29 protein-coding genes, 1 tRNA gene and 1 rRNA gene are annotated in these 25247 nt (G+C 70.5%); 23 read left to right on the forward strand and 8 right to left on the reverse strand.

Annotated features, from left to right (window positions below):
* A 5S ribosomal RNA gene (gene rrf / locus J8J14_RS14980) occupies nucleotides 1-105 on the forward strand; the annotation flags it as partial.
* A 51-nt stretch (nucleotides 106-156) separates the two neighbouring features.
* Nucleotides 157-233 (forward strand) — tRNA-Met (locus J8J14_RS14985).
* 46 nt (nucleotides 234-279) lie between these two features.
* Here J8J14_RS14985 and J8J14_RS14990 read toward each other — a convergent pair.
* From J8J14_RS14990 to J8J14_RS15005, 4 genes are all read right to left on the reverse strand, one after another.
* The gene (locus J8J14_RS14990; protein WP_209380347.1) at nucleotides 280-945 is read right to left on the reverse strand and encodes a hypothetical protein; all 666 of its coding nucleotides are present in this window, start codon (nucleotides 943-945) and stop codon (nucleotides 280-282) included.
* Between the two features lie 7 nt (nucleotides 946-952).
* A complete protein-coding gene (locus J8J14_RS14995; RefSeq protein ID WP_209380348.1) occupies nucleotides 953-1114 on the reverse strand; it encodes a DUF1328 domain-containing protein in 162 nt (53 codons plus the stop codon).
* Between the two features lie 86 nt (nucleotides 1115-1200).
* Nucleotides 1201-1458, reverse strand: coding sequence for a CsbD family protein (locus J8J14_RS15000; protein WP_209380349.1), 258 nt, complete (start codon nucleotides 1456-1458; stop codon nucleotides 1201-1203).
* Between the two features lie 136 nt (nucleotides 1459-1594).
* Complete coding sequence (locus J8J14_RS15005; protein WP_209380350.1) at nucleotides 1595-2311, reverse strand: response regulator; 717 nt, start codon at nucleotides 2309-2311, stop codon at nucleotides 1595-1597.
* Between the two features lie 122 nt (nucleotides 2312-2433).
* On the opposite strand from J8J14_RS15005, the gene J8J14_RS15010 reads away from it, so the two are divergent.
* From J8J14_RS15010 to J8J14_RS15025, 4 genes are all read left to right on the forward strand, one after another.
* Nucleotides 2434-2940: a sigma-70 family RNA polymerase sigma factor gene (locus J8J14_RS15010; RefSeq protein ID WP_209380351.1), complete on the forward strand. Its 507-nt coding sequence runs from the start codon at nucleotides 2434-2436 to the stop codon at nucleotides 2938-2940.
* Between the two features lie 94 nt (nucleotides 2941-3034).
* Nucleotides 3035-3691, forward strand: a complete 657-nt coding sequence (locus J8J14_RS15015) for a sigma-70 family RNA polymerase sigma factor (RefSeq protein WP_245215815.1) — start codon at nucleotides 3035-3037, stop codon at nucleotides 3689-3691.
* Between the two features lie 2 nt (nucleotides 3692-3693).
* The gene (locus J8J14_RS25005) at nucleotides 3694-3903 is read left to right on the forward strand and encodes a NepR family anti-sigma factor (protein ID WP_209380352.1); all 210 of its coding nucleotides are present in this window, start codon (nucleotides 3694-3696) and stop codon (nucleotides 3901-3903) included.
* 50 nt (nucleotides 3904-3953) lie between these two features.
* Nucleotides 3954-5675: a sensor histidine kinase gene (locus J8J14_RS15025; RefSeq protein ID WP_209380353.1), complete on the forward strand. Its 1722-nt coding sequence runs from the start codon at nucleotides 3954-3956 to the stop codon at nucleotides 5673-5675.
* Nucleotides 5676-5707: 32 nt separating this feature from the next.
* Here the strand turns inward: J8J14_RS15025 and J8J14_RS15030 are convergent, their stop codons facing one another.
* Nucleotides 5708-5863, reverse strand: a complete 156-nt coding sequence (locus J8J14_RS15030) for a hypothetical protein (protein ID WP_209380354.1) — start codon at nucleotides 5861-5863, stop codon at nucleotides 5708-5710.
* 184 nt (nucleotides 5864-6047) lie between these two features.
* Here J8J14_RS15030 and J8J14_RS15035 point away from each other — a divergent pair, with 184 nt between their 5' ends.
* The 9 genes from J8J14_RS15035 to J8J14_RS15075 all read left to right on the forward strand — a co-directional run bounded on the left by J8J14_RS15035 (nucleotide 6048) and on the right by J8J14_RS15075 (nucleotide 14049).
* Entirely contained in the window at nucleotides 6048-6350 is a 303-nt protein-coding gene (locus J8J14_RS15035) for a hypothetical protein (protein ID WP_209380355.1), read from the forward strand.
* Between the two features lie 11 nt (nucleotides 6351-6361).
* Nucleotides 6362-6796 (forward strand): hypothetical protein, encoded by a 435-nt coding sequence (locus J8J14_RS15040; protein WP_209380356.1) that lies wholly within the window; start codon nucleotides 6362-6364, stop codon nucleotides 6794-6796.
* 180 nt (nucleotides 6797-6976) lie between these two features.
* A complete protein-coding gene (locus J8J14_RS15045; protein WP_209380357.1) occupies nucleotides 6977-7360 on the forward strand; it encodes an ATP-binding protein in 384 nt (127 codons plus the stop codon).
* A gap of 62 nt (nucleotides 7361-7422) precedes the next feature.
* Nucleotides 7423-7749, forward strand: a complete 327-nt coding sequence (locus J8J14_RS15050) for an STAS domain-containing protein (protein WP_209380358.1) — start codon at nucleotides 7423-7425, stop codon at nucleotides 7747-7749.
* A 29-nt stretch (nucleotides 7750-7778) separates the two neighbouring features.
* Complete coding sequence (locus J8J14_RS15055) at nucleotides 7779-8570, forward strand: CheR family methyltransferase (protein ID WP_209380359.1); 792 nt, start codon at nucleotides 7779-7781, stop codon at nucleotides 8568-8570.
* Nucleotides 8571-8580: 10 nt separating this feature from the next.
* On the forward strand, nucleotides 8581-9720 hold the full coding sequence (locus J8J14_RS15060; RefSeq protein ID WP_209380360.1) for a chemotaxis protein CheW: 1140 nt from the start codon (nucleotides 8581-8583) through the stop codon (nucleotides 9718-9720).
* Nucleotides 9717-10787: a chemotaxis protein CheB gene (locus tag J8J14_RS15065; protein ID WP_209380361.1), complete on the forward strand. Its 1071-nt coding sequence runs from the start codon at nucleotides 9717-9719 to the stop codon at nucleotides 10785-10787. The genes J8J14_RS15060 and J8J14_RS15065 overlap by 4 nt, the downstream gene beginning before the upstream one ends.
* A complete protein-coding gene (locus J8J14_RS15070) occupies nucleotides 10784-11512 on the forward strand; it encodes a response regulator (RefSeq protein WP_209380362.1) in 729 nt (242 codons plus the stop codon). Before J8J14_RS15065 ends, J8J14_RS15070 begins: the two co-directional genes overlap by 4 nt.
* Nucleotides 11509-14049, forward strand: a complete 2541-nt coding sequence (locus J8J14_RS15075; RefSeq protein ID WP_209380363.1) for a chemotaxis protein CheA — start codon at nucleotides 11509-11511, stop codon at nucleotides 14047-14049. The genes J8J14_RS15070 and J8J14_RS15075 overlap by 4 nt, the downstream gene beginning before the upstream one ends.
* Nucleotides 14050-14073: 24 nt before the next feature.
* Here the strand turns inward: J8J14_RS15075 and J8J14_RS15080 are convergent, their stop codons facing one another.
* Nucleotides 14074-15243, reverse strand: coding sequence for a helix-turn-helix transcriptional regulator (locus J8J14_RS15080; protein ID WP_209380364.1), 1170 nt, complete (start codon nucleotides 15241-15243; stop codon nucleotides 14074-14076).
* A gap of 175 nt (nucleotides 15244-15418) precedes the next feature.
* On the opposite strand from J8J14_RS15080, the gene J8J14_RS15085 reads away from it, so the two are divergent.
* Nucleotides 15419-15955, forward strand: coding sequence for a hypothetical protein (locus J8J14_RS15085; RefSeq protein ID WP_209380365.1), 537 nt, complete (start codon nucleotides 15419-15421; stop codon nucleotides 15953-15955).
* Nucleotides 15956-15976: 21 nt separating this feature from the next.
* On the opposite strand, the gene J8J14_RS15090 is transcribed toward J8J14_RS15085, so the two are convergent.
* Together J8J14_RS15090 and J8J14_RS15095 are read right to left on the reverse strand one after the other, a co-directional pair.
* A complete protein-coding gene (locus J8J14_RS15090) occupies nucleotides 15977-17161 on the reverse strand; it encodes a PP2C family protein-serine/threonine phosphatase (RefSeq protein WP_209380366.1) in 1185 nt (394 codons plus the stop codon).
* Nucleotides 17158-18840 (reverse strand): methyl-accepting chemotaxis protein, encoded by a 1683-nt coding sequence (locus J8J14_RS15095; protein ID WP_209380367.1) that lies wholly within the window; start codon nucleotides 18838-18840, stop codon nucleotides 17158-17160. The genes J8J14_RS15090 and J8J14_RS15095 overlap by 4 nt, the downstream gene beginning before the upstream one ends.
* Nucleotides 18841-19015: 175 nt before the next feature.
* Here J8J14_RS15095 and J8J14_RS15100 point away from each other — a divergent pair, with 175 nt between their 5' ends.
* The 7 genes from J8J14_RS15100 (at nucleotide 19016) to J8J14_RS15130 (ending at nucleotide 25231) form a co-directional block, all read left to right on the forward strand.
* Nucleotides 19016-19723 (forward strand): RraA family protein, encoded by a 708-nt coding sequence (locus tag J8J14_RS15100; protein ID WP_209380368.1) that lies wholly within the window; start codon nucleotides 19016-19018, stop codon nucleotides 19721-19723.
* Nucleotides 19720-20400, forward strand: a complete 681-nt coding sequence (locus J8J14_RS15105) for a class I SAM-dependent methyltransferase (protein WP_209380369.1) — start codon at nucleotides 19720-19722, stop codon at nucleotides 20398-20400. The genes J8J14_RS15100 and J8J14_RS15105 overlap by 4 nt, the downstream gene beginning before the upstream one ends.
* The gene (locus tag J8J14_RS15110) at nucleotides 20376-20846 is read left to right on the forward strand and encodes a thioesterase family protein (protein WP_209380370.1); all 471 of its coding nucleotides are present in this window, start codon (nucleotides 20376-20378) and stop codon (nucleotides 20844-20846) included. Before J8J14_RS15105 ends, J8J14_RS15110 begins: the two co-directional genes overlap by 25 nt.
* Before the next feature lie 129 nt (nucleotides 20847-20975).
* Nucleotides 20976-21758: a class II aldolase/adducin family protein gene (locus J8J14_RS15115; RefSeq protein WP_209380371.1), complete on the forward strand. Its 783-nt coding sequence runs from the start codon at nucleotides 20976-20978 to the stop codon at nucleotides 21756-21758.
* The gene (locus J8J14_RS15120; protein ID WP_209380372.1) at nucleotides 21755-23395 is read left to right on the forward strand and encodes an amidohydrolase; all 1641 of its coding nucleotides are present in this window, start codon (nucleotides 21755-21757) and stop codon (nucleotides 23393-23395) included. The genes J8J14_RS15115 and J8J14_RS15120 overlap by 4 nt, the downstream gene beginning before the upstream one ends.
* Nucleotides 23396-23402: 7 nt before the next feature.
* A complete protein-coding gene (locus J8J14_RS15125) occupies nucleotides 23403-24341 on the forward strand; it encodes an ABC transporter permease (RefSeq protein WP_209380373.1) in 939 nt (312 codons plus the stop codon).
* The gene (locus J8J14_RS15130) at nucleotides 24341-25231 is read left to right on the forward strand and encodes an ABC transporter permease (RefSeq protein WP_209380374.1); all 891 of its coding nucleotides are present in this window, start codon (nucleotides 24341-24343) and stop codon (nucleotides 25229-25231) included. The genes J8J14_RS15125 and J8J14_RS15130 overlap by 1 nt, the downstream gene beginning before the upstream one ends.
* Nucleotides 25232-25247 lie beyond the last annotated feature (16 nt).

Consider the following 25247-nt stretch of genomic DNA (forward strand, 5'->3'; position numbering starts at 1 on the left):
ACAGCGAGGTTGATACACCCGATCCCATCCCGAACTCGGCCGTGAAACACCCCAGCGCCCATGGTACTGCGTCTTAAGACGCGGGAGAGTCGGTCGGCGCCAGGCCACCAGACCAGATCTGTAGCGGAACATCCTCCCTACCAAACAATCACCTCACGCGGGGTGGAGCAGCCCGGTAGCTCGTCAGGCTCATAACCTGAAGGTCACAGGTTCAAATCCTGTCCCCGCATCCAAAAACCCCGTCCCCTCCAACAAGGGAACGGGGTTTTTCCTTGTGTGCTACCCGCCACTCTGAGGCGGCAAAACCGGGGCCGGTAGCGGCTCCAGCTTTTCAGCACTGTCGCCGAGCCGGTCTGCATCCAGTGCCTTGCCACGGCCCGGCACCGTTGCACCATGGCCCGCCGCGGCGATTGGCCGCCCAGGAGCAAGCCGGTCCCCTAGCGCCTGCGCGACCCCGGCCGGCAGGCGGATCACCACACCCTCATCCAGCACCGCGCCGATCACATCCCCCTGCGGGGTGTAGAGTGGCATGCGGATGGTTCCTGCCGCTTCCAGCCTCTCATCGGCCGCGCGGAACTCAGGGAAGGTCCAGCTCGGGCGGTCCACAAAGCGCGGCTGCGACTCGCCATCCCTGGCCCAGGCCAGCAGCGTGATCACCGGTGCCCGCCGCGCGCGGATGCCGAACACGATGATGGATCGCCCCGGAGGCACGGCCGCCATGATGGCATCCGCCACATGCTCGGGGAAAAGGACCTGCGGTCCCTCGCGGAAGACCAGCCGGTCCGTCTTTCCTTCCGGGGTGAGAAGATAGCGCTCGACCACGCCGGTAAAGGAGGGGAGCTGCGTCGGGTCAAACCAGAAGCGCCCCCCGCCGCTACCCTGAGACAGAGCCGGCCTCGCGACGAGCGTCACGAGGCCGGCGAGAAGCGCCGTTCGGCGGTTCATGGCACCCTCAGATAAAGCCCTGGCCAGCCACCAGGGAGACCAGGAACAGCACGAGGAAGATAACGAAAAGGACCTTGGCGATGCCGCTGGCCGCAGAGGCCACGCCACCAAAACCCAGCACGCCTGCTACCAGTGCGATGATCAGGAAGATGATGGTCCAGTAGAGCATGTCCGTTTTCCTTCAAGGAAGATGCGTTCCCTGAACGTGGTATTCAGATGCCGGTTGCCGGTGGGCCACGCCCCGTTGCGCCTGCGCTACACCGCTTGGCCGGAGTTGCTCTTGTCGTGCTGGGAAGCCCAGTCCTGAAGCTGTTTTTCGGCCTCGTCGGGGCCCAGGCCGTAACGCTCGCGGATCCGCTCCAGCAGAATGTCCCGGCGCCCGCCGGCCGCGCGGATATCCTCCTCGGTCAGCTTTCCCCAGTTCTTGCGGACCTTGCCGCCCATGTCGCCCCAGTCACCCGCGAGCCTGTCCCAATCCATTGCTGCCTCCATGGCCCGCATGGTGGCGGGCATCAGGCGCGGAACGGGGCGGATATGCGACCGGTTGCCATGCCGGCCTGCGAAGGGGGGCAGAATGAAATTGGGCCGGACCGTTGCCCGGCCCGGCCCGTCAGATCCAGGGCTCTCGCCCCAACCTCAAGCACCCATTTCAATCGAGCGAGATGCCGCCCGAAACCGCCTGATAGGTCGCGATCGCCAGGGCTACCGGCTCGAATGGCTTGCTGATGATGAAGGCGGGCTCCAGCCGTTCCGCCGTGAGCAGCCGCTCCGGATAGGCGGTCACGAAGATCACGGGCGTGGATTGCTCCTGCAGGATCCGCTGCACCGCCGAGATGCCGTCCCCGCCGGGGCCCAGATTCACATCCGCCAGGATCAGGCCCGGCCTCAGTTCACGGGCCATCTCCACCGCCTCGGCCTCCCCGGTCGCGATGCCGACGACATTGTGGCCGCAGCTCTCCACCAGCTGCCGGATATCCATCGCGATGATCGGCTCATCCTCGATCACCATGATGTCCGTGGCCGTTACGGCCAGCAGCGCCTCGCGCGCCTGGTCCAGACGCTGCTTCGCCTCGCCGACCGGCAGGCCCACGGCCTGTGCCGCATCCGTGATGGACAGATCTTCCAGGGCCGTCAGGAGCAGGAGCTGGCGCTGCTTTGCGGTGATGTGTTCGCCAGCGCTGTCCGGCACGAGCCGGCTGACCCCTGCGAACAGCGCGATTGGGCCCGGCACGTCCTTCGGCAGCCCCGCGCGAAGTGCCTGTGCCACCAAGGCATCGCCTCGCGCTTGTCCGCCCGTCAGAGCCCGGGCGTAGCGCCGGGCGAAGGGCAGGGTGCGAAGCAACTCCCCCTGCGTGACAGCATTCATCCGTGATAGTCCTCCGCCGCCCCGGCTGGGCGCCGCCGCCATGGCGCGCCCTTGCGGGGTCCTTACATGGGTGTGCCGCGCGCCGCGTCGATGCGGCACACGGTCCTTTTTCAGCCGGGTGCATGACGAACGACCAGGATTTCCGCCCGGCCCTTATTCGGCTGCTTCCCGACCTGCGGGCTTTCGCCCGCTTTCTGTCGCGCGATCCGGCCGCAGCGGACGACCTCGTGCAAGACACATTGTTGCGCGCCTTGCGCAACGAGGAGCAATGGCAGCCCGGCACCAGCCTCCGGGCCTGGACCTTTTCCATCCTCCGGAACGCCTGGTTCGAGAATCGCCGCCGAGCCGCCGCCCGCCAGCGGGCCCTGGACCGCGTCACGGTCGAGGAGGAAGTGCCGGCGGGGCAGGAGCACAGGATGGAGGTGATGGGGCTTGCCCGCGCGTTGAACCATCTTCCGCGCGAACAGCAGGAAGCGCTGGTCCTTGTCGGCGCGCTCGGCTTCTCCAACGAGGATGCGGCCCGTGTCGCCGGCGTGCAGGTTGGAACCTTCAAGACCCGCCTCTCCCGGGCCCGCAAGGCACTCGCCTCGCAATACGGCAGCGAGCCGGATCAAGGGGTTACCGATTGACCCCGCCCCTGGCTTTTTCGTGATCAAGCGGGCGGTAACTGAATCCCGGCATGGCGCATTGGTCCGGTGAAGATCGAGTTGAGGGGAAAAACAGATGAGCCAGACCGTCGCGACCGACATCGTCGAGACCCCGGCTGCCCGCCCGACCCATGACATCGCGGATTTCCACAAGCTTCTTGTGACGACCCTGCCGCGCCTGCGCGTCCAGGCCCTGGCACTGACCCGCAATCGCGCCGACGCGGATGACCTGGTTCAGGCCGCCGTGACCTCGGCCCTGGCCGCGAAGGACAGCTTCACCCCCGGCACCAACTTCGGCGCCTGGATGTTCCGCATCCTGCGCAACCGCTTCATCTCCGATGTCCGCCGCAAGCGCGAGACCACGGATATCGATGATGTGCCGAGCAGCGCCTTCGCCCGCCCCGGCGCGCAGGAGGACAGCCTGGTGATGCGCGAGCTGCGCGGCCACCTGTCGCGCCTGCCGGCCGAGCAGCGCACCGCGCTGGTGATGGTGACCGTCCAGGGCATGTCCTACGAGGAGGTGGCTGCCGCGATGGATTGCGCCGTCGGCACCGCCAAGTGCCGCGTCTTCCGCGCCCGCCAGACCCTGCAGCGTTGGCTGACGGGCGAGGAGCGTGGGGTGGATGCCCCGAAGGCCGCTGCCTCTGCCCGCAAGTCCGCCTCTTCCCCTCGTGCGCAGCGTCGTCATACTGCGTCGCATGAGGCGGGGATGGGGCATGCGACCCCTGTCTGAGGATGGACGAGACTAGTCAGCCAAAGGGAAAACCAGGGCCGGTGCCGAAACCAGGGCAGGGTGTTGGGAACGGGCGCGGCCAAGCCGCGCCCGAAACTGCCTTCGATCTCTGGCTGCAGCGGGGCCTGCACCAGATGTTCGATGATGTCATGCGCGAGCCCATCCCGGAGGAACTGCTTCGCCTGATCGAGCAGGATCGAAGCCAGGGCTGATCCGGGATCGGGCAAGCGCCGGGTGCTGCCGCGCGGAGAATGAGCGTTTGATGGGGCAGCGCGACCGCTTCACGCGGCTGAGACGCCGGGTGGCATCCAGCCTCGGCGGGATTCGCGGGCGAATGATCGTCCTGCTGATGGTGGCGGGCATCCCTGTCGCCTCCATCGCGATCACCAATTCCATTCAGGATTACGAAAGCGCCCTTGCCGATGGGCGCCGGGGCGTGGAGTCGCTCCGCACGCTCATGGCGGCGCGCTACGGCGTTGCCCTTAGCGTCTCGGAATCGGTTCTTCTCTCCTTGTCGCGCCAGGATCCGCGCGTACCGGAGGGTGGGTGCAGTGCCGGCTTCCGGCGCCTTGCCGATCTCGCGCCCGCCGATATCACCAGCCTTTCCGTCGCCGTGCCCGGCCAGCAGCCCATCTGCGGCGCCGTGGCGCCAGGCTTTGACCTGGAAGCCCTGCTGCGCGAGTCCCTGGCGAGCGGAGCGCCCGCCTATGGCCCCTTCCTGCCGGGCGGCACCGGGCAGACGCCAACCCTTCCCGTCATCATGCCGGGAGTCTCCACGGCTGCCTCGCAGAGTGCGGGCTGGGCCATTGTCGGCACCTTGCTCCTGCGGGACTACGCGACGCTGCCGGGCGAGGCGCGGCGAGCCGGCGACACGGTCTGGCTGGTGGACCGCGACGGACGCGTGATCTCCCCCGGCCAGCCTGCGGCCGCAACGCTGGATCCCGCCGTGCTGGCCGCGCTCGGGGACGGGGAGGCGGTTGTCGAGGGGCGGCACGGCGAAATGGCCTATGCAGGGGCCCGGCTGAACCCGGGGCTCCGCCTGGTGGTCGGGCGTTCCATTGGTGCCGTGAAGGAAGCAGCGCGCAGCTTCCTCATGCAGCGCTTCATGGAACTGGCCACCTTCCTCGTGGCCTGTCTCGCGGCGATCGTCGTGGGGGCGGACCTGGCCATGGTGCGGCCCCTCCGCACGCTTGCGGCGCGCGTCCGCGGCTGGCGTCCCGGTCATCCCTTCGGCGTCAGCCCCGCCGGCACCGAGCCGCGGGAGGTGCGGGATGTGGAGCAAGCCTTCAGCGACGCCGCCGCCGCCCTGGCCCGGCGCGAGGGTGACCTGCGCGCGGCGCTCGAACAGCGAGACGCGCTGATGGCCGAGATTCATCACCGCGTGAAGAACAACCTGCAGATCGTCTCCTCGCTGCTGAACCTTCAGGCCGGGCGCATCGGCGACCCCGCGGCCGCCGAGGAGTTCCTGGCGGCACGCAACCGCGTGCGTGCGCTCGCCACGCTGCATCGCCATCTCTACATGCAGCACAGCTTCGAGGCCGTCTCGCTCGTGCCCTTCCTGACGGAGCTGACCAACCAGCAATTCGCCTCCCACAACGAGGCCCCGGGCGAGCGCCTGGCGCTCCGCCTCGATGTGGCGGACATTGCCATCTCCACCGACCAGGCCGTCTCGCTTTCCCTTCTCGTCACCGAAGCCGTTGGCAATGCGGTCGAGCATGCCTTTCCGGATGACATGCGCGGGACCGTCTGGCTCACCCTGTCCGCCGACGAGGCGGAGGTGACGCTGGTGGTCCGTGATGACGGAATAGGCCTGCCGGACCGCAAGGACCGGCCGCGCGGCCTGGGGCTCCAGTTGATGGAGGGCTTCGCCAAGCAGCTCGGCGGCCAGTTGGTGGGCGGCAGGGCCGACGGAGAGGCGGGCGGCACGCGGTGGACGGTGCGCTTCCCCATTCGGGAAAATCCCGCGCCGCGCGCCATGACCTGATGAAAGGGGCCGCGCTGGCCCCGGCCGGATGGCTACTGCGGCAGGCTGGCGGTGTGGAAGCCGGTGCCGCCGAAGCCTGTCATCAGAACCCCGGCCCCATCCAGGACGGCGCTCATCTGCGCATAGGCAACGGGCACCGCCAGCAAGGCCGCGAGCAGCAGCATCATCGTGAGGCGCCCGACCTGCATCGCCTTGTTCTCCGTTCTCCCTTCCTGGCCCCTTTGGCCAGGCCTTTCGTTCCGAACGCCGCATCGTGCCGGCAGGTTGCCCGCCCGGCCTCCGGCCTTGCGCACCAAGCTGCCCTGGCGCCGGAAACCCCCCTGGCAGGGTTGCGTTGCCGTGGGGACCGAGACATCTCCGCAGGAGGGACTGATGGCCGCAAATACCGAGGCCGGGAAAGCCGTAGACCAGGCTGCCACGGCCGTGAACGATGCCGCCACGAGCGCCAGCGAACAGATCGCGGCGCTGCGCAGGCAGGTGGAGGAGCTTTACGCCGACCGGCAGAAATACCTCTCCCAGGCGGTGGACACGGCCGAGGGCTATGCCGCCCGCGCCGCCGACCAGGCCCAGATGCAGTATGACCAGGTGGCGGACCGTGTGCGCGAGCGGCCCGCCCAGTCGCTGCTGATCGCCGCCGCCGCGGGGTTCATCCTCGCCCGCATTCTCGGCCGCTGAGGGGGTAGGGGATGCTGCTGCGGACCTTCGGCCTGGTCGGAATGGCGGCGCAGGCGGAAGGCCGCCGCCTGAAGGCAAAGGCAAACGCCACCGCGCGCAGTGCCGCCTTCTATGCCGCCGCTGCCCTGATGGGCCTGGCGGCCTTCGTGATGCTGCATGTGCTGGGATGGCATGCGGCGCGCAACAGCTTCGGACCAACCACTTCGGCGCTGATCGTTATGGTGGTGGATCTGGTGCTGGCTGGCCTGCTGGTCTTCCTGGCCTCGCGTAACACCAAGGCGCAGGAGGAGATGGAGGCCCAGGCGGTGCGCAACGTCGCGCTCACCGGGGCCGCGCAGTCGGCTATTGCCAGCTTCACCACCCAGGGGGCGCCGCTGATGGCGCTGGGCGGCATTCTCATCGCCGCGCTCTGGCCCAAGCTGAACGGGCGCCGCGGCCGGCGCTGATCCTCGCGCCACCGCACCCCAAAAGGGGCGCCTCCCTCCAGGGGGGTGCCCCTTTTCCTTGCAGGCCGGCCTCCGCGTGATGGGTGCCCGCCCTTCGGTTCCCAATCGCGGCCGCCCGGCGTATCCTTCGCGCCTGAAAAGGGGAGGCCCAGGTTGGACATTGCGGCGTTGCGCCACGAGATGCCGCCTGATGTCGATGCGCTGCCCGCGCTGCTCGACCGGCTGGAGGCCTTTGCCGAGGCCGCCGGGCTTTCTCCCCGTACGACCCAGCACCTGACCCTGGTGGCGGAGGAACTGGCGGCGAATGTCGCCATGCACGCCGCGGGCGCGACGATGCTGCGCATCACGGTAAGCCGGGAACACGATTCGGTCCGGCTGGTGATCGAGGATGACGGTCCGGCCTTCGATCCGCTTTCCGTGGCAGGGCCGGACCTCGATTCAGGGGTCGAAACCCGTCAGATCGGCGGGTTGGGCGTGCATTTCGTCCGCACCATGACGCGTTCGGCCGCCTATGAACGGCGTGACGGGCTGAACCGCGTGACGGCCCTGCTGGACGCCGGGTGAACCGGGGGGCAAACATCGCTCACCACAACCGGCCTTCCGTGCCGGACCTGACTGGAGATGCCATGCAGATCGCCGAGCACAGGGAAGGCGCCGCCACAGTGGCCGCGCTGGAGGGCCGCCTGGATACCGCCACCGCCCCGGCCACCGAGGAAAAGCTCCTCTCCCTCATCCAAGGGGGGCCGCTGGTCGCCGACATGTCGGGGGTGCGCTACGTCTCCTCCGCCGGGCTGCGCGTCCTGCTGAAGGCGGCGAAGCAGGCCCGCACGAAGGGCGTTGGCTTTTCCGTCTGCGGGCTTCAGCCCGCCGTGCGGGAGGTCTTCGAGATTTCCGGTTTCGACAAGATCATTCCCCTGCACGCGACTCGCGCCGAGGCGCTGGCCGCGGGCTGACCGGCCCGCGCCGGGAGAGGAGGTGCACCATGCCCGCCACGGGCCGGGCCGCGCACCTCCTTGCCCTGCGTCAGCGGGCGGAGAACGGGCTTGCGGCCCTGGCCGGCCTGGCTCCGTCCGATGTGCTGCGCCGCCGGCTTGAGCGCGCGGCGCCGCTTCTCGAAGCCCTGGGCACCGCGCCGGATGGCGATTCGCCCGAGCTCGATTCATCGATCCCCAAATCCTCCCCCTGGGCCGCGCTGCTCGATTGCGTGACGGTCCAGGAAACGCGGCTGTTCCGCACCGCGCCGCAGTTGCTCTCGCTTTCCGCGCTGCTGCCGGATCTGCCCGGGCGGCCGCTTCGGCTCCTCTCCGCCGGCTGCGCGACCGGGGAGGAAGCCTGGAGCCTGTCCATACTGGCAGGGGCGTCAGGGATTGAGGCCGAGGTCCTCGGACTCGATCTCTGCCGCCCCGCCCTGAAGGCTGCGGAATCCGGCCGCTACCTTGCCGGGCCGCCCGATGCGCTGCGCGAGGTTCCGCCCGTCTTCCTGCCCTGTTTCACACAGGCCGGCGGCTGGGTGATGCCGCGCACCGGCCCCCGCCCCATCTTCCGGCACGCGAACCTGCTCCATCCGCCTGCCGATCTCGGCACCTTCGACGCCATCCTCTGCCGCAACGTGCTGATCTATCTCCTGCCGGAAGCACGGCAGGCAGTGCTGCGCCGTCTCGTCGCGATTCTCCGGCCCGGCGGCGCCCTGTTGCTCGGCGCCACGGACAAGCCAGACCCGGGCCTGCCGCTGGCGCAGGTGCCGGGCGCCCACGTGATGTGGCGCCGCCTATGAGCCATTTCGCATGAGCCCGGCCGGCATCCTGGCAGGCGGCACGGCGTACCGTTTGCCGGAAGGCGCGTCCGCCACCGGCCTTCCGGTGCTGCGGCCCCTTCCGCGCGGGCACGGCACCCTCAGCGTGGGGCTGCTCGGGGGCGCTGCGCTCCCGGCCTGGATCCTGCCCGGCACGCGCCAGCCCGCCTCGGCATGGGTCCTTCTCCCCGGGCAAGAGGGGGCCTCGCTGCTCGGTGGCGATCTTCTGCTGAACGAGCTCCCGCCTGAAGCGCTCCCTGTGCCGCAGCCCGCCTTTCCCCCGTCCCAGCTGCGGCTGGCCCGGCGCGTGGAGCCGGCCGAACAGGAGGAGACGCCCGCGGCGCCACCGGCCCCGGGGGGCTTCCGCCTCATCCTGAGCGATGGGGTTCTGGACCTGCCCTTCGGTGCGCTGGACCGCCTGCTTCCCATGCCCGCGCTGCATCCCATGCCCGATGCCCCGCCCGGCATGCGCGGCATGGCCTGGACGGCTGTCGGAGCCGTGCTGGTCCTGGGAACAGATGCGCCGGAGGAGGAGGGCGAGGCTGCAACGCCGCTGCTGGCGGTGATCCTCTCCTCGGGGCGCCGGATCGGCCTGGGCTGCCGCTCCGTGGTGCCGCTCGCCCAGGCGCCGGGCTCCCTGCCGGAGGCGCTTCTTTCCCCCGCCCTGCTCGCCGCCGCGCCGCTGGTGGTGCCTCCGGCCGAGGCCTTGCCGGTGCGCAGGCGCTCCCTCCTGGTCGCCCGTGCCGCCGGGGCCGCCTTCGCCCTGTTCCTGGAGGATGTCGCCGCGATCATCCCGCCCATGACAGCGGGAAACCGCCGCGACGGGGCGGTCGCCGGGATCGCCGCGCATCGGGGGGATGTGCTGCCCGTGCTGGATGCGGGGCAGCGGCTGGGCCGCGCGCCAGTGCTCGCGGATGGCCGCCCCGTTCCGATGATCCGGCTGCCCGGCGCCCACCCGGCCGCGCTGGCTGTTTCCGCCGTGATCGGGCTGCAACCGGTGCCCGAGGCCGATATCGCGCCGCTGGCCGGCACGGGGCTGGTGGCCGCGATGGCACGGGTGGACGGGCCGCTGATCCCCATCCTGCGTGCCCGCGCGCTGCTCGCGCCGCTTCAGGGGGGGCACGGGGTGTGATCCGTGCCCTGGTGGTGGATGATTCGGCCTTCATGCGCATGGCCCTGCGCCGGATCATCGAGGCCGATGGCGACCTGCGCGTGGTGGGAGAGGCGAGCGAGGGCGGGGCGGCGGTCGAACTGGCGGCCAGGCTGCATCCGGACATCGTGACCATGGACATCGAGATGCCGGGTCTGGACGGAATTGCCGCCACCCGCAGCCTTGCAGCCCTTCCGGACCCCCCGGCCGTGGTGATGGTCAGCCACCACACGCGCAATGGGTCCGAGGCGGCCCTGGAGGCCCTGGCGGCTGGCGCCGCGGATGTGCTGTGGAAGGGCTCCGCGATCGGGGCGCTGGACCTTGCGCAGATCGACCGGGAACTGCGCGGCCGCCTTCGCCACTGGGCCCGGCAGAGGGCACGCCCTTCCTCGCTTGCTTCGCATCCTGTAGCGCCCGCCCCGCCGCCCCGCCCGATGCCGCCGGCCCGCACTGGATGCGACGTGGTGGTCCTCGCCGCCTCGACCGGCGGGCCGGATGCGCTGGCCGCGCTTTTCTCCGCCTCGGGGCCGCTGCTCGTGCCCTGCGTGGTGGCGCAGCACATGCCCGCTGATCTCGGCCCCGATTTCGTGCGCCATCTCAACCGCCGCGGTGGGGTGGGGGCGGTGCTGGGCGAGCATGGCATGGCCTTGCGCCCCGGCCATGTCGCCGTCATCCCGGGCGGCACGGATGGTCATCTCGCGCGCGGGGCCGAAGGGCTGGCACTGCGCCTGGGGCGGGGCGATGGGCTGGTGCATCCCTCGGCGGACATGCTCTTCCGCTCGGCCGCCCTTGTGGCGCAGCGTGCGATCGGCGTGGTCCTCACGGGCATGGGACGCGACGGGGCGGCCGGGGCCGCCGCGATGCGAGAGAGAGGCATGGCTGTGCTGGCGCAATCGCCGGAAAGCTGCGTGGTGGCGGGCATGTCCGGCGCCGTGATCGAGGCCGGGCTGGCCGGCGAGGTGGCAGCCCCTGATATCCTCGGGGCAAGGCTGCGCGCCCTGGCCACACCGCGCGCCACCCTGCCGGGCCGCGGCTGGGGCATGGCATGAGCGGGCGCGCGCTGGATGCGGAGCTGCTGTCCTTCTTCCTTCCGGAATGGGAGGCCGAGGCGGCGCGACTGGCGGCGGGCGGGGACGAGGCGGCGCAGCGCCGAAGCCTGGATGCGCTGCGGGGCCTCGCCTCGGGCGCGGAGATCGAATCGCTGCGCGGGGCGCTGCGCGCGCTGGACCCGCTGCCCGATCCCTTTGACGCTGCCGCCACGGCCGCCGCCCTGTCCGCCCATGCGCGGGCCGTGGTCGCGGCGGGGCGGGACCTTCCCTTCACGGAGCCCTCAGCGCCGGCCGACGGCCGCGACGCCGTGCGGACCCTGGTGGTGGATGACAGCGCGATGATGCGCCGCCTGGTCCGCGAGAGCCTGGCCGCCGACCCGGCTTTCGCCGTGGTCGCCGAGGCGGCGGATGGGCGGGAGGCGCTGGAGCGGATCGCCGGGCAGAGCCCGGAGCTGATCCTGCTGGATATCGAGATGCCCGTGCTGGATGGGCTGGGCGTGCTGCGGGAATGGGCGCTGAGCGGAACCGGCGCCGTGGTGGTGGTGTCCTCCGCCGCCGTGCCGGGCGGGGAGGTGGCGACGGAGGCGAGGCGGCTCGGTGCCAGCGCCGTGGTGGGCAAGCCCTCCGGCGCCTTCTCCCCCGATCTCGGCGAGCGCCAGGGCGAGGCGATCCGCCGCGCGGCCCGCCGTGCCGTGGGCCTGCCGCCGCATGGAGGCGCCGCATGATCGAGGATGATGCCCTCTGGGAGGGCTTCGCCGCCGAAAGCGAGGAGCATCTCGACACGATCGAGCGCCTGCTCTCCGGCGCAGGGGAAGAGAGCCTGGTGGAAGGGGAGGGGGTGAACACCCTTTTCCGCGCCTTCCACAGCCTCAAGGGCATGGCTTCCGTGCTCGGCGCGGCCGGCATGCGGGATCTGGCCCATGGCTGCGAGGACCTTCTGGGGCTTGCCCGTGCCGGGAAGCTGGCGGTCGGGGGCGGCGTGGCGGACGGGCTCATGGCGGCCGTCGATTCGCTGCGCGCCCTGCGGGCGCAGGTGATCGAAACGCATCGGGACGCCCCGGCCGACCCTGCCCTGCTGCGCCGGATCGCCGCCCTGTCCGAGGCGGGGATCCCGCAACCGCAAGCGGGAGGGACAACCGCCCCGGACGCGGCGGATCCGCTGCTGGGAGCCTTCGCCTCGCGCTGCGCTGCCGCCGCCGCGGCCCTGGCCGGGCTTTCCGCTGGACGGGATGAGGCCGCGCTGGCCGAGGCGTCGGATCTGGCCGGCGCTGCCCGGCTGATGCGCCTGCCCGGGCTGGCTGCCGGGTTCGAGGCGCTGGCCGGCGCCGCCGGCACCCCCGCCGCGCTGCCCGCCCTTGGCCGCCTGCGCCGGCTGCTCGCGCTGCTCGGAGCGCGGGCGGGGGAAGCGGCAGGCGCCGATGCCATTCCGGGTGCCGCGAGCGGTACCGTGGACCGGTCCTTCCTTGCCGATGCGGCCCAGGGCCTGGCCGATCCCCCGGGCGGCCATGCGGCGCTGGCGGCCACGGCGCGCGAGGGGGCCGCCGCCGCCTGCGCGCTGGGCCAGGAGGCGCTGGAGCGCGCCCTGCTCGCCCTGGAGGATCTCGCCGATCGTGCCGCCGACCCGGATGCGGCTGCCCTGCTTGGCGCCCGCGGCCCGGCCCTGGCCGAGGCGATCCGCCATGCCGGGGGAGGAGGCGCCGCCCCGATGGCGGGGTCTGCCAGCGATTCGCGCATCCCGCCCAGTTTCCTGCCGCTGCTGAGTGAAACTGCCCGGCAGCGCGCCGCCGCCGCGCTCGAATCCGGGGCACGGCTCTATGTCGCGCGTCTCGCAATGGGGCAGGGCGAGGCGCTGGAGGCCGGCATCGCCGATGCGCTGCGGCCCGAGGCGGAGATCCTGGGAAGCCGGACCCTTCCCGGCGCCAGCCCGCCACTCCTTGAACTGCTGATCGCCAGCACGGCGGAGCTGGACGCCCTTTCCCGCGCGGCCACGGCCGCGGATCCCTCGCGCCGCGTGCTGCTCTCCCTCTCCGCCGCGGAGGATGAGGCCTCCCACGCCCCGGCCACGCTCGGCAGCGCCACCATGCGGGTGCGGCAAGAGGTAATCGACGGGATCATCACCCTTGAGGCGGAAGTCCGTGCCGCCTCCCTGGCCCTGGCGGAGGCCCTGCGGGAAAGCACGCCACGCTCGGCCATCGCGCGGATCGCCGTGCTAGCCGGAAAGCTGGACGGACCGGTGGGCCGGGAGCTGACGGAACTGTCCGACCGGCTCCGCGGCTTCGAGGACGCGCTGGAGGAGGCGGAGAGCCGCCTCTCCTTCTCCCTGCGCCGGCTGGACGAGGCGGTGATGGAACTGCGCGTGGTTCCGGTGGGCACCCTCTTCGCCCGGCTTCCCCGGGTTGCCCGCGCCGTGGCGGAGCCCGCCGGGAAGGAGGTGGAGGTGGTGCTGGAGGGGCAGGAGGTCGCCATCGACCGCTCTCTGGTCGAACTCCTGGCCGATCCGCTCCTGCATCTCATCCGGAACGCGGTGGACCACGGGATCGAGCCCCCCGCGGAGCGGCGCGCGGCAGGCAAGCCGCCCCGTGCCCTGCTGCGCGTTTCCGCCGCCCGGCGCGCCGGGAGCATCCGGGTGCGCGTTTCGGATGACGGGCGCGGCATCCACCATGACCGGGTCCTGGCCCGCGCCGTGGAGCGCGGTCTGGTCACGCCGGGGCAGGCGCCGGGGCTCTCCCCCGCCCAGATCGAGGCACTGCTCTTCCGCCCCGGCTTCTCCACCGCCAGCACCGTCACCGAAACCTCCGGCCGCGGCGTGGGGCTGGATGTGGTGCAGGATGCCGCGCGGCGCGCCGGCGGCACGCTGGAGGTGGCAAGCACACCCGGCCGCGGCACGAGCTTCACCCTCCGCCTGCCGCTCACCGCCGCTACCCAGGCCGTGCTGCTGGTGGAGGTGGCGGGGCACCCCTATGCGCTTCCAACGGCGCGGATTGAGGCGGTGCTGGAGGGGGAAGGGGATGGGCGGCCTGTGCTGGCCCTCGCGCCCCTTCTGGGCCTGCCCCGCAGGCCGACCGGCGCCGTGGTGGTTGCACGGTCCGCCGCAGGCCCTGTCGCGCTCGGGGTGGACCGGGTGCAGCGCCGCGCGGATATCCTGCTTCGGCCGCTTCACCCCGCCCTGGCCCGCATGCCCGGCGTCGGCGGCGTGGGCGTGCTGGGCAATGGGGAACCGGTGCTGCTGCTGGAGCCGGACGGGCTGGCCGGGGAGGGCTGACCCCGGCCCCGCGGGGCGCCGCCCCTAGTGTTCGTTCTCCGCCGGGCCCGGCAGGGGAAGCGAGGCGAGGAGCGCTTCGAGTTCCCGCAGGTTCACCGTCCCGGTCTTCTCCAGCACCGCCCGGACCTGGGCGCGGATGGTGGGAAGGCTCACCCGCCGGCGTTCCGCTAGCTGTTCCGCCCTGATGCCGCCTGCAAGGCCCGAGGCCACCTCGGCTTCCGCCGCCGTGAGGCCGAACAGCGTTTGCAGGAGCGGCGCGGGCGGGCCCGGCCGGTCCAGCGGACGGAGCAGCAGGAGCGCCAGGCCCTGCACGGGTCCTGAGTCCGCCGGGCGTCCCGCCGGATGCAGCGCCCCCGGCAGGGGTGAGACAAGGATGGCGATCGCATGGCGCCGCCGCTCCGCCACGGCTGCCAGCCGCATGGCGCCCCCCGCCTGCCTGAGCCGCGCGACGGATTGCACGAGCGCCGTCAGCCGGGCTGTCTCCTCCGTCCCGGGAAGGCGCAGATGGAGCGGCGCGCCAGGGCGGGATCCGTCGCGCGCGAGGCTGAGGCCGCTCGCCGGGCCGCTGAGCCGGAGCGCGGCGGTATTGGCATGGTGGATCGCAAGGGTGGCATCGACGACCATGGCCGCCTCGGGCACCGCGTCCAGCATCCGCAGCGGCAGGCCGGAGGCCGCGGCGCCAAGACGGGCTCGCAGTTCGAGAGCGCGCTGCACATGGGGCAGCGCGGCCCGGAGGGGCTGCAGGTCCTCCGCCGCGAAGGGTTTCGCGCCGCCTGGCCGGTGCAGGCCGATGTTGAAATAGCCCTGGCCTATCCGCCCGATACCAACCACGATCCATTCGAGCCCGATCCGGCGGCCGAAATCATTGTAGTACTCGGTTGCCCGGTACTCCTCCTGTCGAAGCTCATGGTCGCTGCGGATGATCTGCGGCCCGATGCCTGCCGCGAGGCCGGGCCGGAGATGCTCCACCCAGGGATCGATCCTGTGGAAATGATCCAGATAGGCCTGCACGGTCGCGCCATCGAAGGGCGTGGCATGCAGTGCCTCCATCCTGCCGAGCGGAGCCGGGGCGTTGATCAGGGATGAGCTGACGGCCCCCGTGGCGCGCTGCAATGCAAGCATGGCATCGGACCAGGAAAGCTCCTCAGCCGCGGCCGCGTAGATCCCGGTGATCAGGGAGTCCGTGTCGTCCATCCATCCTCTGCGTCGGGCCAACCGGGCGGGCTCTGCGGGCTGGGCTGCTGCTCTGTCACGGGCGAGCATGATACCGGATGCATTTCCGGCACGCATGATCCGCAATATTGATGATGCTCAGGTCGCGAGACTGTGAATGATAAGGGGGATTGATAATCGGGGGATGGCACCGGGCATGCCTGATCGGATTTTCCGCCTGGCGGCGGCCCTTCGGGCAGAGCGCTCCCCAGCCGTGTCGCGGCTCCTGGATGCCTTCGCCAACGACAATGAGGGACCCTCCTCCGGCAACGGCGCGGATGCCGGCCCTCCGGAACCGTGCTGGGATGGCCCTGGCACCATCCTCTCGCTGGGCACCAAGGACGGCCGGCATGGCCTCGGCGCGATGCGGGCCTTGATCGGTGAGGATGGTGACGGCACGCCTGACATGAACGCCTTGATCCGGTTGCTCGCCCATTATGGCATCTGGCTGGGCTTCGAAGGAGCGGTGGAGCCGATCCACGGTGGCAGGCTGCGGCAGCTGCCGGTGCCCGTAGGGGGCCGTGGCCGTGTGGAATACCAATTGGACGTGCGTCGGATCGTCCGCAGCGCGCAGCGCCTGACGGCGGATGGCACCATCCTGCTGAATGGGCGCCCGGCCGCCATCCTGGAAGGGTTCTCGATCGCGTTTCGCCCACAGGTCCGCTCTGACCGGGACCAGCGCCGAGGCGCCTGAAAGCGGAGGGCGCGGGGCGGCTCAGTTGCGCCGCACCACCAACACGGTGATGTCGTCGGCTTGCGGCGCCCCTGCCGCGAAGCCGTGCACCGCTTCCAGCACGGCCTCCACGACCATCGGCGCGGGCGCACCGCCCGCCCGGCCGAGGATCTCCGCCAGCCGCTCGCGGCCGAAGAATCCCTCCGCGCCATCCTCCGCTTCGGTCACGCCATCCGAGAAGAGAAACAGGGCCTCTCCCGGGCCGAGCGCCAGCGCATCCGACCGGTAGGGGAAGCCCTCCATCGTCCCGAGGGGCGGCTGGCGGGACAGGTTCGCCAGCGCCCGTGCGCTGCCCTCCGCCAGGACAAAGGGATCCTCATGCCCGGCCAGGGCGATGCGCCCTGTGCCAGACGCCGCATCGATCACCGCCAGCACCACGGTGACGAAGGTCTGGCTGTCATTCTCGCGCGCCAGGTCGTCATTGGCATGGGCCAGGATCGCCGCCGGGTCCGGCACCCCGCCCTGGGCCGCCAGATAGGCCGCCGAGGAGCGGATCAGCCCGAGGCTGCGGGCCATGGTCAGCCCGGCGGGCGCGCCCTTGCCCGAGACATCGGCCACGCAGGCCATGAGCAGGCCGGGGCCAAGCCGCACGGCGTCGTAGAGATCCCCACCCACCTGCCGCGCGGGGATCATGGCGGCGTGCAGCGACAGGGCGGGAGGGGTGATGGAGGCGAAGTCGCGCGGCACCAGGTCCAGCTGCGCGGCGCGGGCGCTTTCCAGTTCCGCCTCCAGCGCGGCGAGCCGGTGGTCGGCCAGGTCACGCAGGCGCTTCTTCTCCAGCACGGCGCCAAGCCGCGCGCGCAGCAGCGGCGGGTCGAAGCTCTTGGGCAGGTAGTCCTCAGCGCCCAATTCGATGCAGCGGACGATCTTCTCCATCTCCGTCAGGGCGGAGATGACGATGACGGGCGGCGCCGCCCCGCGTGCGGCATGCAGCGCCTCCAGCACACCGATCCCGTCCAGGCGCGGCATTTCCAGGTCCAGCAGCACCACGTCGAAGGCGCCGCGCTCGATCGCGGCCAGCCCTTCCACCCCGTCCACCGCCTCCGTGATGCCGGTATAGCCCAGTTCCGCCAAGCGCTTCTTCAGGACCAGGCGGTTGAAGGAGGAATCCTCGACCACGAGAATGGAAACGGCCTCGTTCATGCCTGTGCTCACCCCGGCGCTCATGCGCTGCGTCCCCCATCCGACACGGCAAGGCTCTCCACCACCTGCCGCGTATCGCTGGCGAGGCGGGACAGGTCGATCATGGTCACGGTGATCTCCTCGGCGGCCGTGGCATTGGACTGGCCGATGCGGTTGAGGGTGGCCACGCGCTCGCCCAGCCCGCCGATGGTGGCCTGCTGCTGCTCCATCGCGACCGCGATCGCGCCGGCCAGCCGTGCGCTCTCGGCCACCATGGCCTCCAGCCCGTCCATCGCCTCGCCGACCGTGGCGGCGGTGACGCTGCCCTCCCGCGCGCGGCGGCCGGCCGCCAGCACGACATCGGCGATCTCCCGGGCCAAGTTCTCGGTGGAAGCGGCCAGGGCACGCACCTCCTCCGCCACCACGGAAAAGCCGCGGCCGTGCTCGCCGGCGCGGGCGGCCTCGATGGCGGCATTGATGGCCAGGATGTTCGTCTGGGTGGCGACCTTCGCGATGGTGCCGGCGATTCGCGTCACGCGCTCCGTATCCTCCCCCACCGCGTCCACCAGCCCGATCAGCCTGCCCAGCTTCGCCAGGTTCTCCGCCAGCACGGCCTTAGCGCGCTCCGCCTGGTCCCGCGCCTCCGCGGTGGAGCGGGACACATCGGCGATGGCCTGCGTGGTCTGCCCCAGGGCCTCGGTGGTGTGCCTCAGTTCGGAAAGCTGTGTCATGGCCCCGTCGCTCACCTGGCCGATGGCGTCGGAGGCCTGGCTGGTGGCGATGGCGGTGCGGCGGGCATTCTCCAGCGCCTGTTCCGTCAGCGCGCGCGCGGCAAGCAGGCTGTTCTTGAAGACGAGCACGGCGCGCGACATCTCACCGACCTGGTCCGTTCGCATCGCCTCCGGCACCTCGGTTTCCAGCTGGCCGGCCGAGAGCCGGTCCATGGCGCGGGCCAGGCGGCCCACTGGGCGCGCAATGAGGCGGAGCAGCACGAAAAGGATGAGGGCACAGCCCAGCAGCCCCACCGCCCCCGCCGCCAGGATGATCCGCCGCGCGCGCTCCGTGACCTGAAGGGCTTCCGCCAGCGTCTCGGCATTGTGGCGTTGGATCACGCGGCGCGCGGCAAGGGTGAAGGCGTTGAAGCCGGATTGCGCATCCAGCCATTCCTCCTGCAGCCGGGCGAAATCGGCGCGGCGATTCTCCGCGAAGGCCTCTCGCACCTGTTCGGTGAGGGGAGCCATTCGCTCCGCCATGTCCCGGGCGGCGCTGACGACCACGGGATCGATCTCCGCCCCCAGCCGCCGTTCCACCTCGGCGAAGGATTCGCGGACGATCTGGCCAGAGCGCGCCATGCGCCCCGCCGCCGGCCGGGCCTGCAGCACGCCGGCCAGCACGCTGGTCATGCCGGAGGAGAAATCCGCGATGGACGCGGCGAAGCGGTCCAGCGCCGCATCCGCCTCATGCTCGGCGCCGGTGATCCGCTGGATGATCGACACCTGCCGCTCGCTCAGCAGCAGCGCCATGCCGGTGAGCAGCCCGACCACCACCAGCATCAGCAGCGCGATCATCGCCGCCCGCGTGCCGATGCGCCCCAGCAAGGTACCGAAGCCCCGGGAAGGGGGGGCGGACGGGGTGGCGGACGGGCCGGGGGCGGGGGGGCGATGGGGCGATGCGCCGCCCACCGCCTGATCGCCGGGCGACGGGGCGGTGAGGGTGTTGTCCATGATCCGGAAGGCTAACCCCCGCCCACGGGGCTGAACAAGGTGTGCGGGATGCAAAGGCGGAACAAGCGCGGCGGCCGTGCGGGGTGGAATTGCCCTTCCGGCGCCGCGCGGCGATGCTGCGCCGCCCCCGCAACCCCGCCAGGATGGCAGGCCGGGAGGGGAGCCGGAGGACGCCATGCCCGAATACCCCTTCACCGCTGCGGATCTTGAGGCCCTTCGCGCCTGGGATACGCCGACCATCTGCAACGCCCTGGAGATCGTGGTGCCGCACCGCCGCGGCCACGGCTTCACCCTGCGCCAGCTGGTGCCCGCCTCCACGGCCCTGCCGCCCATCTGCGGCCTGGCGCGCACCGGCACCATCCGCGCCGCCGCTCCCTCGGGCCGTGCGAAGGAGGTGGACCGGGCTGCCCGCATCGGCTGGTACGAATACGTGGCCGAAGCCGCCCTGCCGACGGTGGTTGTGCTGCAGGACCTGGACGACACGCCCGGCACCGGCGCCTTCTGGGGAGAGGTGAACACCAACGTCCACAAGGCCATCGGCGCGCAGGGCTGCGTGACGAACGGCTCCATCCGGGACCTGGACATGCTGGCCTCCGGCTTCCAGCTCATCGCCGGCTCCGTGAACCCGTCCCATGCCTATGTGCATATCGTGCAATATGGGCAGGAGGTCTCGGTGCATGGCATGGCCTGTCACCATGATGCGGTGGTGCATGCCGACCGCCATGGCGCCGTGGTGATCCCGCACGACGCTGTCACGAAGATCCCCGCCGCGATCGAGCTGCTGTCCCGCCGGGAAAAGGTGATCCTGGATCTCTGCGCCTCGCGCGACTTCACCGTGGCGGCGCTGCGCGACGCGCTGGCGAAGGCGGACGAAATCCATTGAGCGAATCCGGGCCGGCACTGACGCCCACCGCCGCGCAGCTGATGGACAGCGTGCACGGCGCGAACATCTATGCCGGCTTCTCGCCGATCCGCGCGCTGGACCTGCAGGGGTGGAACGGCACCCATCCCGCGCTGGCGCGCGCGGTCGCCGAGGTGAAGCCGGCGGTCGCTTTCGACATCGGCGTGTGGAAGGGGCAATCCGTCGCGCGGCTTGCCGAGGCCATGCGCCAGGAGCGTCCGGATTCGGCGCTGCTCGCGATCGACACCTTTCTCGGCAGTCCCGGGCACTGGGACCGGACGCGGCCGGACCGGATCGTGGAGAGCCTCGGCCTCGTGCATGGATGGCCGAGCCTCTACTGGCAGTTCCTCTCGAACATGGTCCTCTCGGGCCATGCAGAGCGGGTGGTGCCGTTGCCCCAGACCAGCGACAACGCGGTGGTGATCCTGAAGCACCTCCGCATCCGCGCGGACCTCATCCATATCGACGCCGCGCATGAGTACGACCCTGTGAGGCGCGATATCGAGAACTACTGGCCGTTGCTGCGCGGCGGGGGGATCATGATCGGGGATGACTATCCCTGGCCCGGCGTGAAACAGGCAGCGGATGAGTTCGCGGCGGTGAAGGGGCTGCAACTGGAGGTGGATGGGCCGAAATGGACGCTCCGCAAGCCGGCGTGACGCGCACGGTGCTTGCCCGTGTCCGCCCGGAATGGGTGGACCACTACGGGCACATGAACCTCGCCTACTACGTGGCCGTGTTCGACATGGCCACGGACGTGCTCTGGCCCAGGCTGCTCCTGGGCGAGACGTTCCGCAGGCGGGGCTTGGGAACCTTCGCCGCGGAGAACTGGGTATCCTACCGGCGCGAGGTCCGGCTGGACGATCCGCTGGCCGCGGAGAGCGAGGTGCTGGAGCATGACTCCAAGCGCCTCCTGGTCCGCCACAGGCTGCTCCATGCGGAAGCCGGCTTCGAGAGCGCGCGTTGCGAGTTGCTGTTTCTCTGCGTGGATCTTTCGCAGCGCCGGGTTTGTCTCTGGCCGGAAGACGTGGCCGGGGCTTTTGCTGCAGCGCCGAGGGGTGCCGCGCCGGAAAGGCTCGCCCTGCGTCCCGTGCGGAGCACCTAAAGCTCGCACTGGCAGCAATTTGCCCGCAGAATGAGCGTCTTTGCCCCGAAAGCTGCGATAATATCCGATATCCGGGTTGACGATCTGTCATGCCAGGGGGAACCATCCGCCCCGACGGAGGACCTCCCGATGAATGTTGCATTGCGCCCCGATGGTGAAGCGCCGGCCGGCATGAGCGCCGAGGAATGGACGATCCGCTGCGACCTCGCGGCGCTGTACCGGCTCGTGGCCTATCACCGGATGACGGACCTCATCTACACGCACATCTCCGCCCGCATCCCGGGGCCGGAGCACCACTTCCTCATCAACCGCTACGGCGTGCTCTTCCACGAGATGCGCGCGAGCGACCTGGTGAAGATCGACCTGGACGGTAATGTCCTGGATGACGAGCCGCAGAGCCGGAAGGTGAATGCCGCTGGCTTCACCATCCACTCCGCCATCCACATGGCGCGGGAGGACCTGAACTGCGTGGTGCACACCCACACCTCCGCCGGCATCGCGGTGTCCTGCCAGAAGCACGGGCTTCTGCCGATCAGCCAGCACGCGCTGAAGTTCTACGGGCACCTCTCCTATCACGGCTATGAGGGCGTGGCCCTGGATCTGGATGAGCGCGAGCGGCTGATCCATGACCTCGGCCCGACCAACAAGGCGATGATCCTGCTCAACCACGGGCTGCTCGTGGGCGGGCGCACCATCCCCGAGGCGTGGAACCAGATCTACTACCTGGAGCGCGCCTGCCAGGCGCAGGTGGCGGCGCTTTCGGGCGGGGCCGAGCTGGTCTTCCCGCCCGAGGAAGTGCGGCTGAAGACGGCGGCCCAGTTCAACGGCCCGCATGTGCTCACCCATGCGCAGTTCTCCTGGGATTCCTCGCTTGCCCTGATCGAGGGCCAGGGTCGGGACTGGCGGTCTTGAGCGAGCCTCTTCTCCTCTCCGGCGGACGCATCTTCCGCGGCCTGGCCGGCGGCTTCGCGGATGCATTGCTGATCGCGGATGGTCGCGTTGCGGCGGTCGGCACGAAGGACGAGGTGGAGGGCGTCGCCCCCGCCGGCGTCCGGCGGGTGGATCTCGGCGGCCGGGTGGCGATCCCGGCCTTCAACGAGGCCCATATGCACCTGCTGCCCTATGGGCTTGGGCTGAGCCAGGTGAATCTTCGCGCCGAGCAGGTCAGGTCGCTTGACGAGGTGCTGCGCCGGATCGGCGATGCAGTGAAGAAGGCGCCCAAGGGCGCCTGGGTGCTCGGCCGTGGCTATGACCATGGCGAGCTGGATATCGGCCGCCACCCCACCGCCGAGGAGCTGGACAAGGTATCTCCGGACAATCCCGTCTATATCATCCGCACCTGCGGCCATATGGGCGTGGCAAACAGCGCCGCCATGAGGGTGGCCGGGGTGGGCCACAACACGCCCGATCCCGAGGGCGGCGCGATCGAGCGCAAGGGCGGGCGGCTCACCGGGCTGTTCATGGAGCGCGCGAAGCGGCTGATCGTCGATGCGATGCCGCTGCCCTCGGAGGACCATATGGTCTCCGCGATCGAGGCAGCGGGGCGCGATCTGGCGGCGCGGGGCTTCGCGACGGCCAGCGACATGAATGTCGGTATGACCGCCGGGCTGCACGAGATCGCCGCCTATCGCCGCGCGCTGGCCGAGGGGCGGCTGATGCAGCGCATGTGGCAGGTGCTGGCAGGCAATCCGGAGGGCATCGCCGAGGCGGCCTGGAACGAGGGTCTGCGCCCGGACCACACGGACGACATGCTCGCCTGGGGTGCCGTGAAGGTCTTCGGCGACGGCTCGGCCGGTGGCCTGACCGCCGCCTTCTTCGACCCGTACCTGCAGAGCGCGGGCGGCGGCACCGGCATCTTCTGCTTCCCGGATGAGACGATGCATCGCCTGTTGGCGCTGTATCACCGCCAGGGCTGGCAGCTCGACATCCACGCCATCGGCGATGCCGCGATCGAGCAGGTTCTGGTGGGCATGGAGAAGGCGGGGGAGGGCGATGCGCCGCTCGCTGGCCGCCGCCACCGCATCGAGCATTGCGGCTTCCTGAATGCCGGTCAGCGGCGCCGGATGAAGGCCCATGGCATCATCCCCGTGCCGCAGCCGGTCTTCATGTATGAGTTCGGCGATCTCTACGTGAAGAATCTTGGCCATGACCGCGCGGCCGCCGCCTATCCGATGCGCACCTGGTTTGAGGAGGGGCATAACCCCGCCGCCTCATCGGACTGCCCGGTCTCCTCCGTGGATCCCTTCGGCAATCTCTACACGATGCTCACCCGCAAGACGAACAAGGGCACGGTGCTCGGCCCTGAGGAGACGCTGACGGCGGAGCAGGCCGTGCATTGCTACACCTGGTGCGGCGCCTATTCCCAATTCGCCGAGGACCGGCGCGGCACGCTGGAACCTGGCATGCTGGCGGATGTCGCCGTGCTCTCGAAGGATATCTTCGCGATCGCGCCCGAGGAGGTGCTGGCCACGGAAGCCGACCTGACGCTGCGTGGCGGCGAACCCATCTTCGACCGCCACGGCGCGCTCCGCGCCGCGGCAGCGGCCTGAGGCCGTCATGGGACGTCATGCCGTCCAGCGGCTGCTGATGGCCATCCCGGTCCTGTTCGGGGTGGTGCTGGTGGGCTTCCTGCTGATGCAGGTGGTGCCGACCGACCCGGCGCTGGTGCGCGCCGGCCCCACCGCCACCCCGGATGTGATCGAGGCGCTCCGGCGCGACCTCGGCCTGGACCGGCCTCTCTACGAGCAGTTCGGGATCTATATGTGGCGCCTGCTGCATGGCGATCTCGGCGTTTCGATCATCAACAACGTGCCGGTGCTGCAGGAGCTCGGGAACACGGTGGGCCCGACCCTGGAGCTGATGTTCGCCAGCCTCATCTGGTCTATCCCGACCGGGATCGCGCTCGGCACCATCGGTGCCTATTGGCGCGGTAAGCTGGTGGACCGGCTGATCACCGCCTTCGCCGTGGCGGGCGGCTCGATCCCCGTCTTCTTCCTCGGCCTCGTGCTGATCTGGTATGTCGGCTTCAAGATGCAGCTGCTGCCCTTCACGGGCCGCGCCGGCCCGCTCTGGACCGAAGAGGGTGTGAAGGCGATCATCCTGCCCGCGCTCACCCTGGGCGGCGTCTTCATCGGCCCGGTGGCGCGCATGACGCGCACGGCGGTGCTGGATGTGTTGGGCGTGGAGCATGTGCGCACCGCCCGCGCCAAGGGGCTGGGCGAGTTCCGCGTCGTCACCCGCCACGCGCTGCGTAACGCCCTGATCCCCGTGGTGACGCTGGTGGGCCTGCAAATCGGCTTCCTGCTCGGCGGCGCGGTGGTGACGGAGACGGTGTTCTCCTGGCCGGGCGTGGGCCGCCTGGCCGTGGGCGCCATCCTTTCTGCCGACTTTCCCATGGCCCAGGGCACGATCATCGTGCTGTCCCTCGGCTTCATCATCATCAACCTCGTTGTGGACGTGCTCTACGCCGCCCTCGATCCCCGGATGCGGACCTGATGAGCGCGACCGTCGAAGCCCCCCCTCTTCCCGCACAGCAGGAAGCCGCGCCGCCGAAGCGGCCCGGAACCCTGTCGCGCCTGATGCGCGAACCGGCGGCGGCCTTCTCCCTGGTTCTGGTCACGCTGGTGCTGGCGGCGGCGCTCCTCGCCCCGCTGCTGTCGCCGACCGACCCCTATGACAACGACCTGTCGCTGGCCATGCAGCCGCCGGGCTCGCCCGGCCTGCTGCTGGGCGCCGATGCGCAGGGGCGCAACATGATCACCCGGCTGCTATACGGGTTGCGCATCACGCTGCTGATGGGCTTCGCCTCCGTGCTGCTGGGCGGCAGCATCGGCGCGCTGGTCGGCTTCGCCGCGGCCTATTACCGCCGGATCGACAGCTTCCTGATGCGCATCATGGATGTGATGCTCTCCTTCCCCGCCATTCTCTTCGGCCTGGCCCTGGCCGCCATCTTCGGCCCGGGCATCCAGGCCGTGGTGCTGGCCCTTTCGGTGGCAACCGTGCCGCTGATGGCGCGCATCGTGCGCGGCTCGGCCCTCGCGGTGATGGGGCTCGACTATATCGAGGCGGCGCGGGCCACCGGCATGTCCGATGCCCGCATCATCCTGCGCCACGTGGCGCCGAACTGCCTCTCATCCATCTTCGTCTTCGCCACCCTGCGCTTCGGGCAGGTGATCCTGCTCGGTTCCGCGCTGTCCTTCCTCGGCCTCGGCGCGCAGCCGCCGACGCCGGAGCTGGGCGCCATGGCGAGTGACGGCCGGAACTTCCTGTTCTTCGCGCCGCATATCGCCGTGATCCCGTGCGTCGCCATCTTCGCGGTGGTGCTCGCCTTCAACGTGCTCGGGGATGCGCTGCGCGACGCGCTCGATCCCCGGCTCCGCGCATGACATACAGAGGGGGTAG

The organism is Pararoseomonas baculiformis, assembly GCF_017813395.1.
In the GTDB taxonomy this organism is placed as follows: Bacteria; Pseudomonadota; Alphaproteobacteria; order Acetobacterales; family Acetobacteraceae; genus Roseomonas; species Roseomonas baculiformis.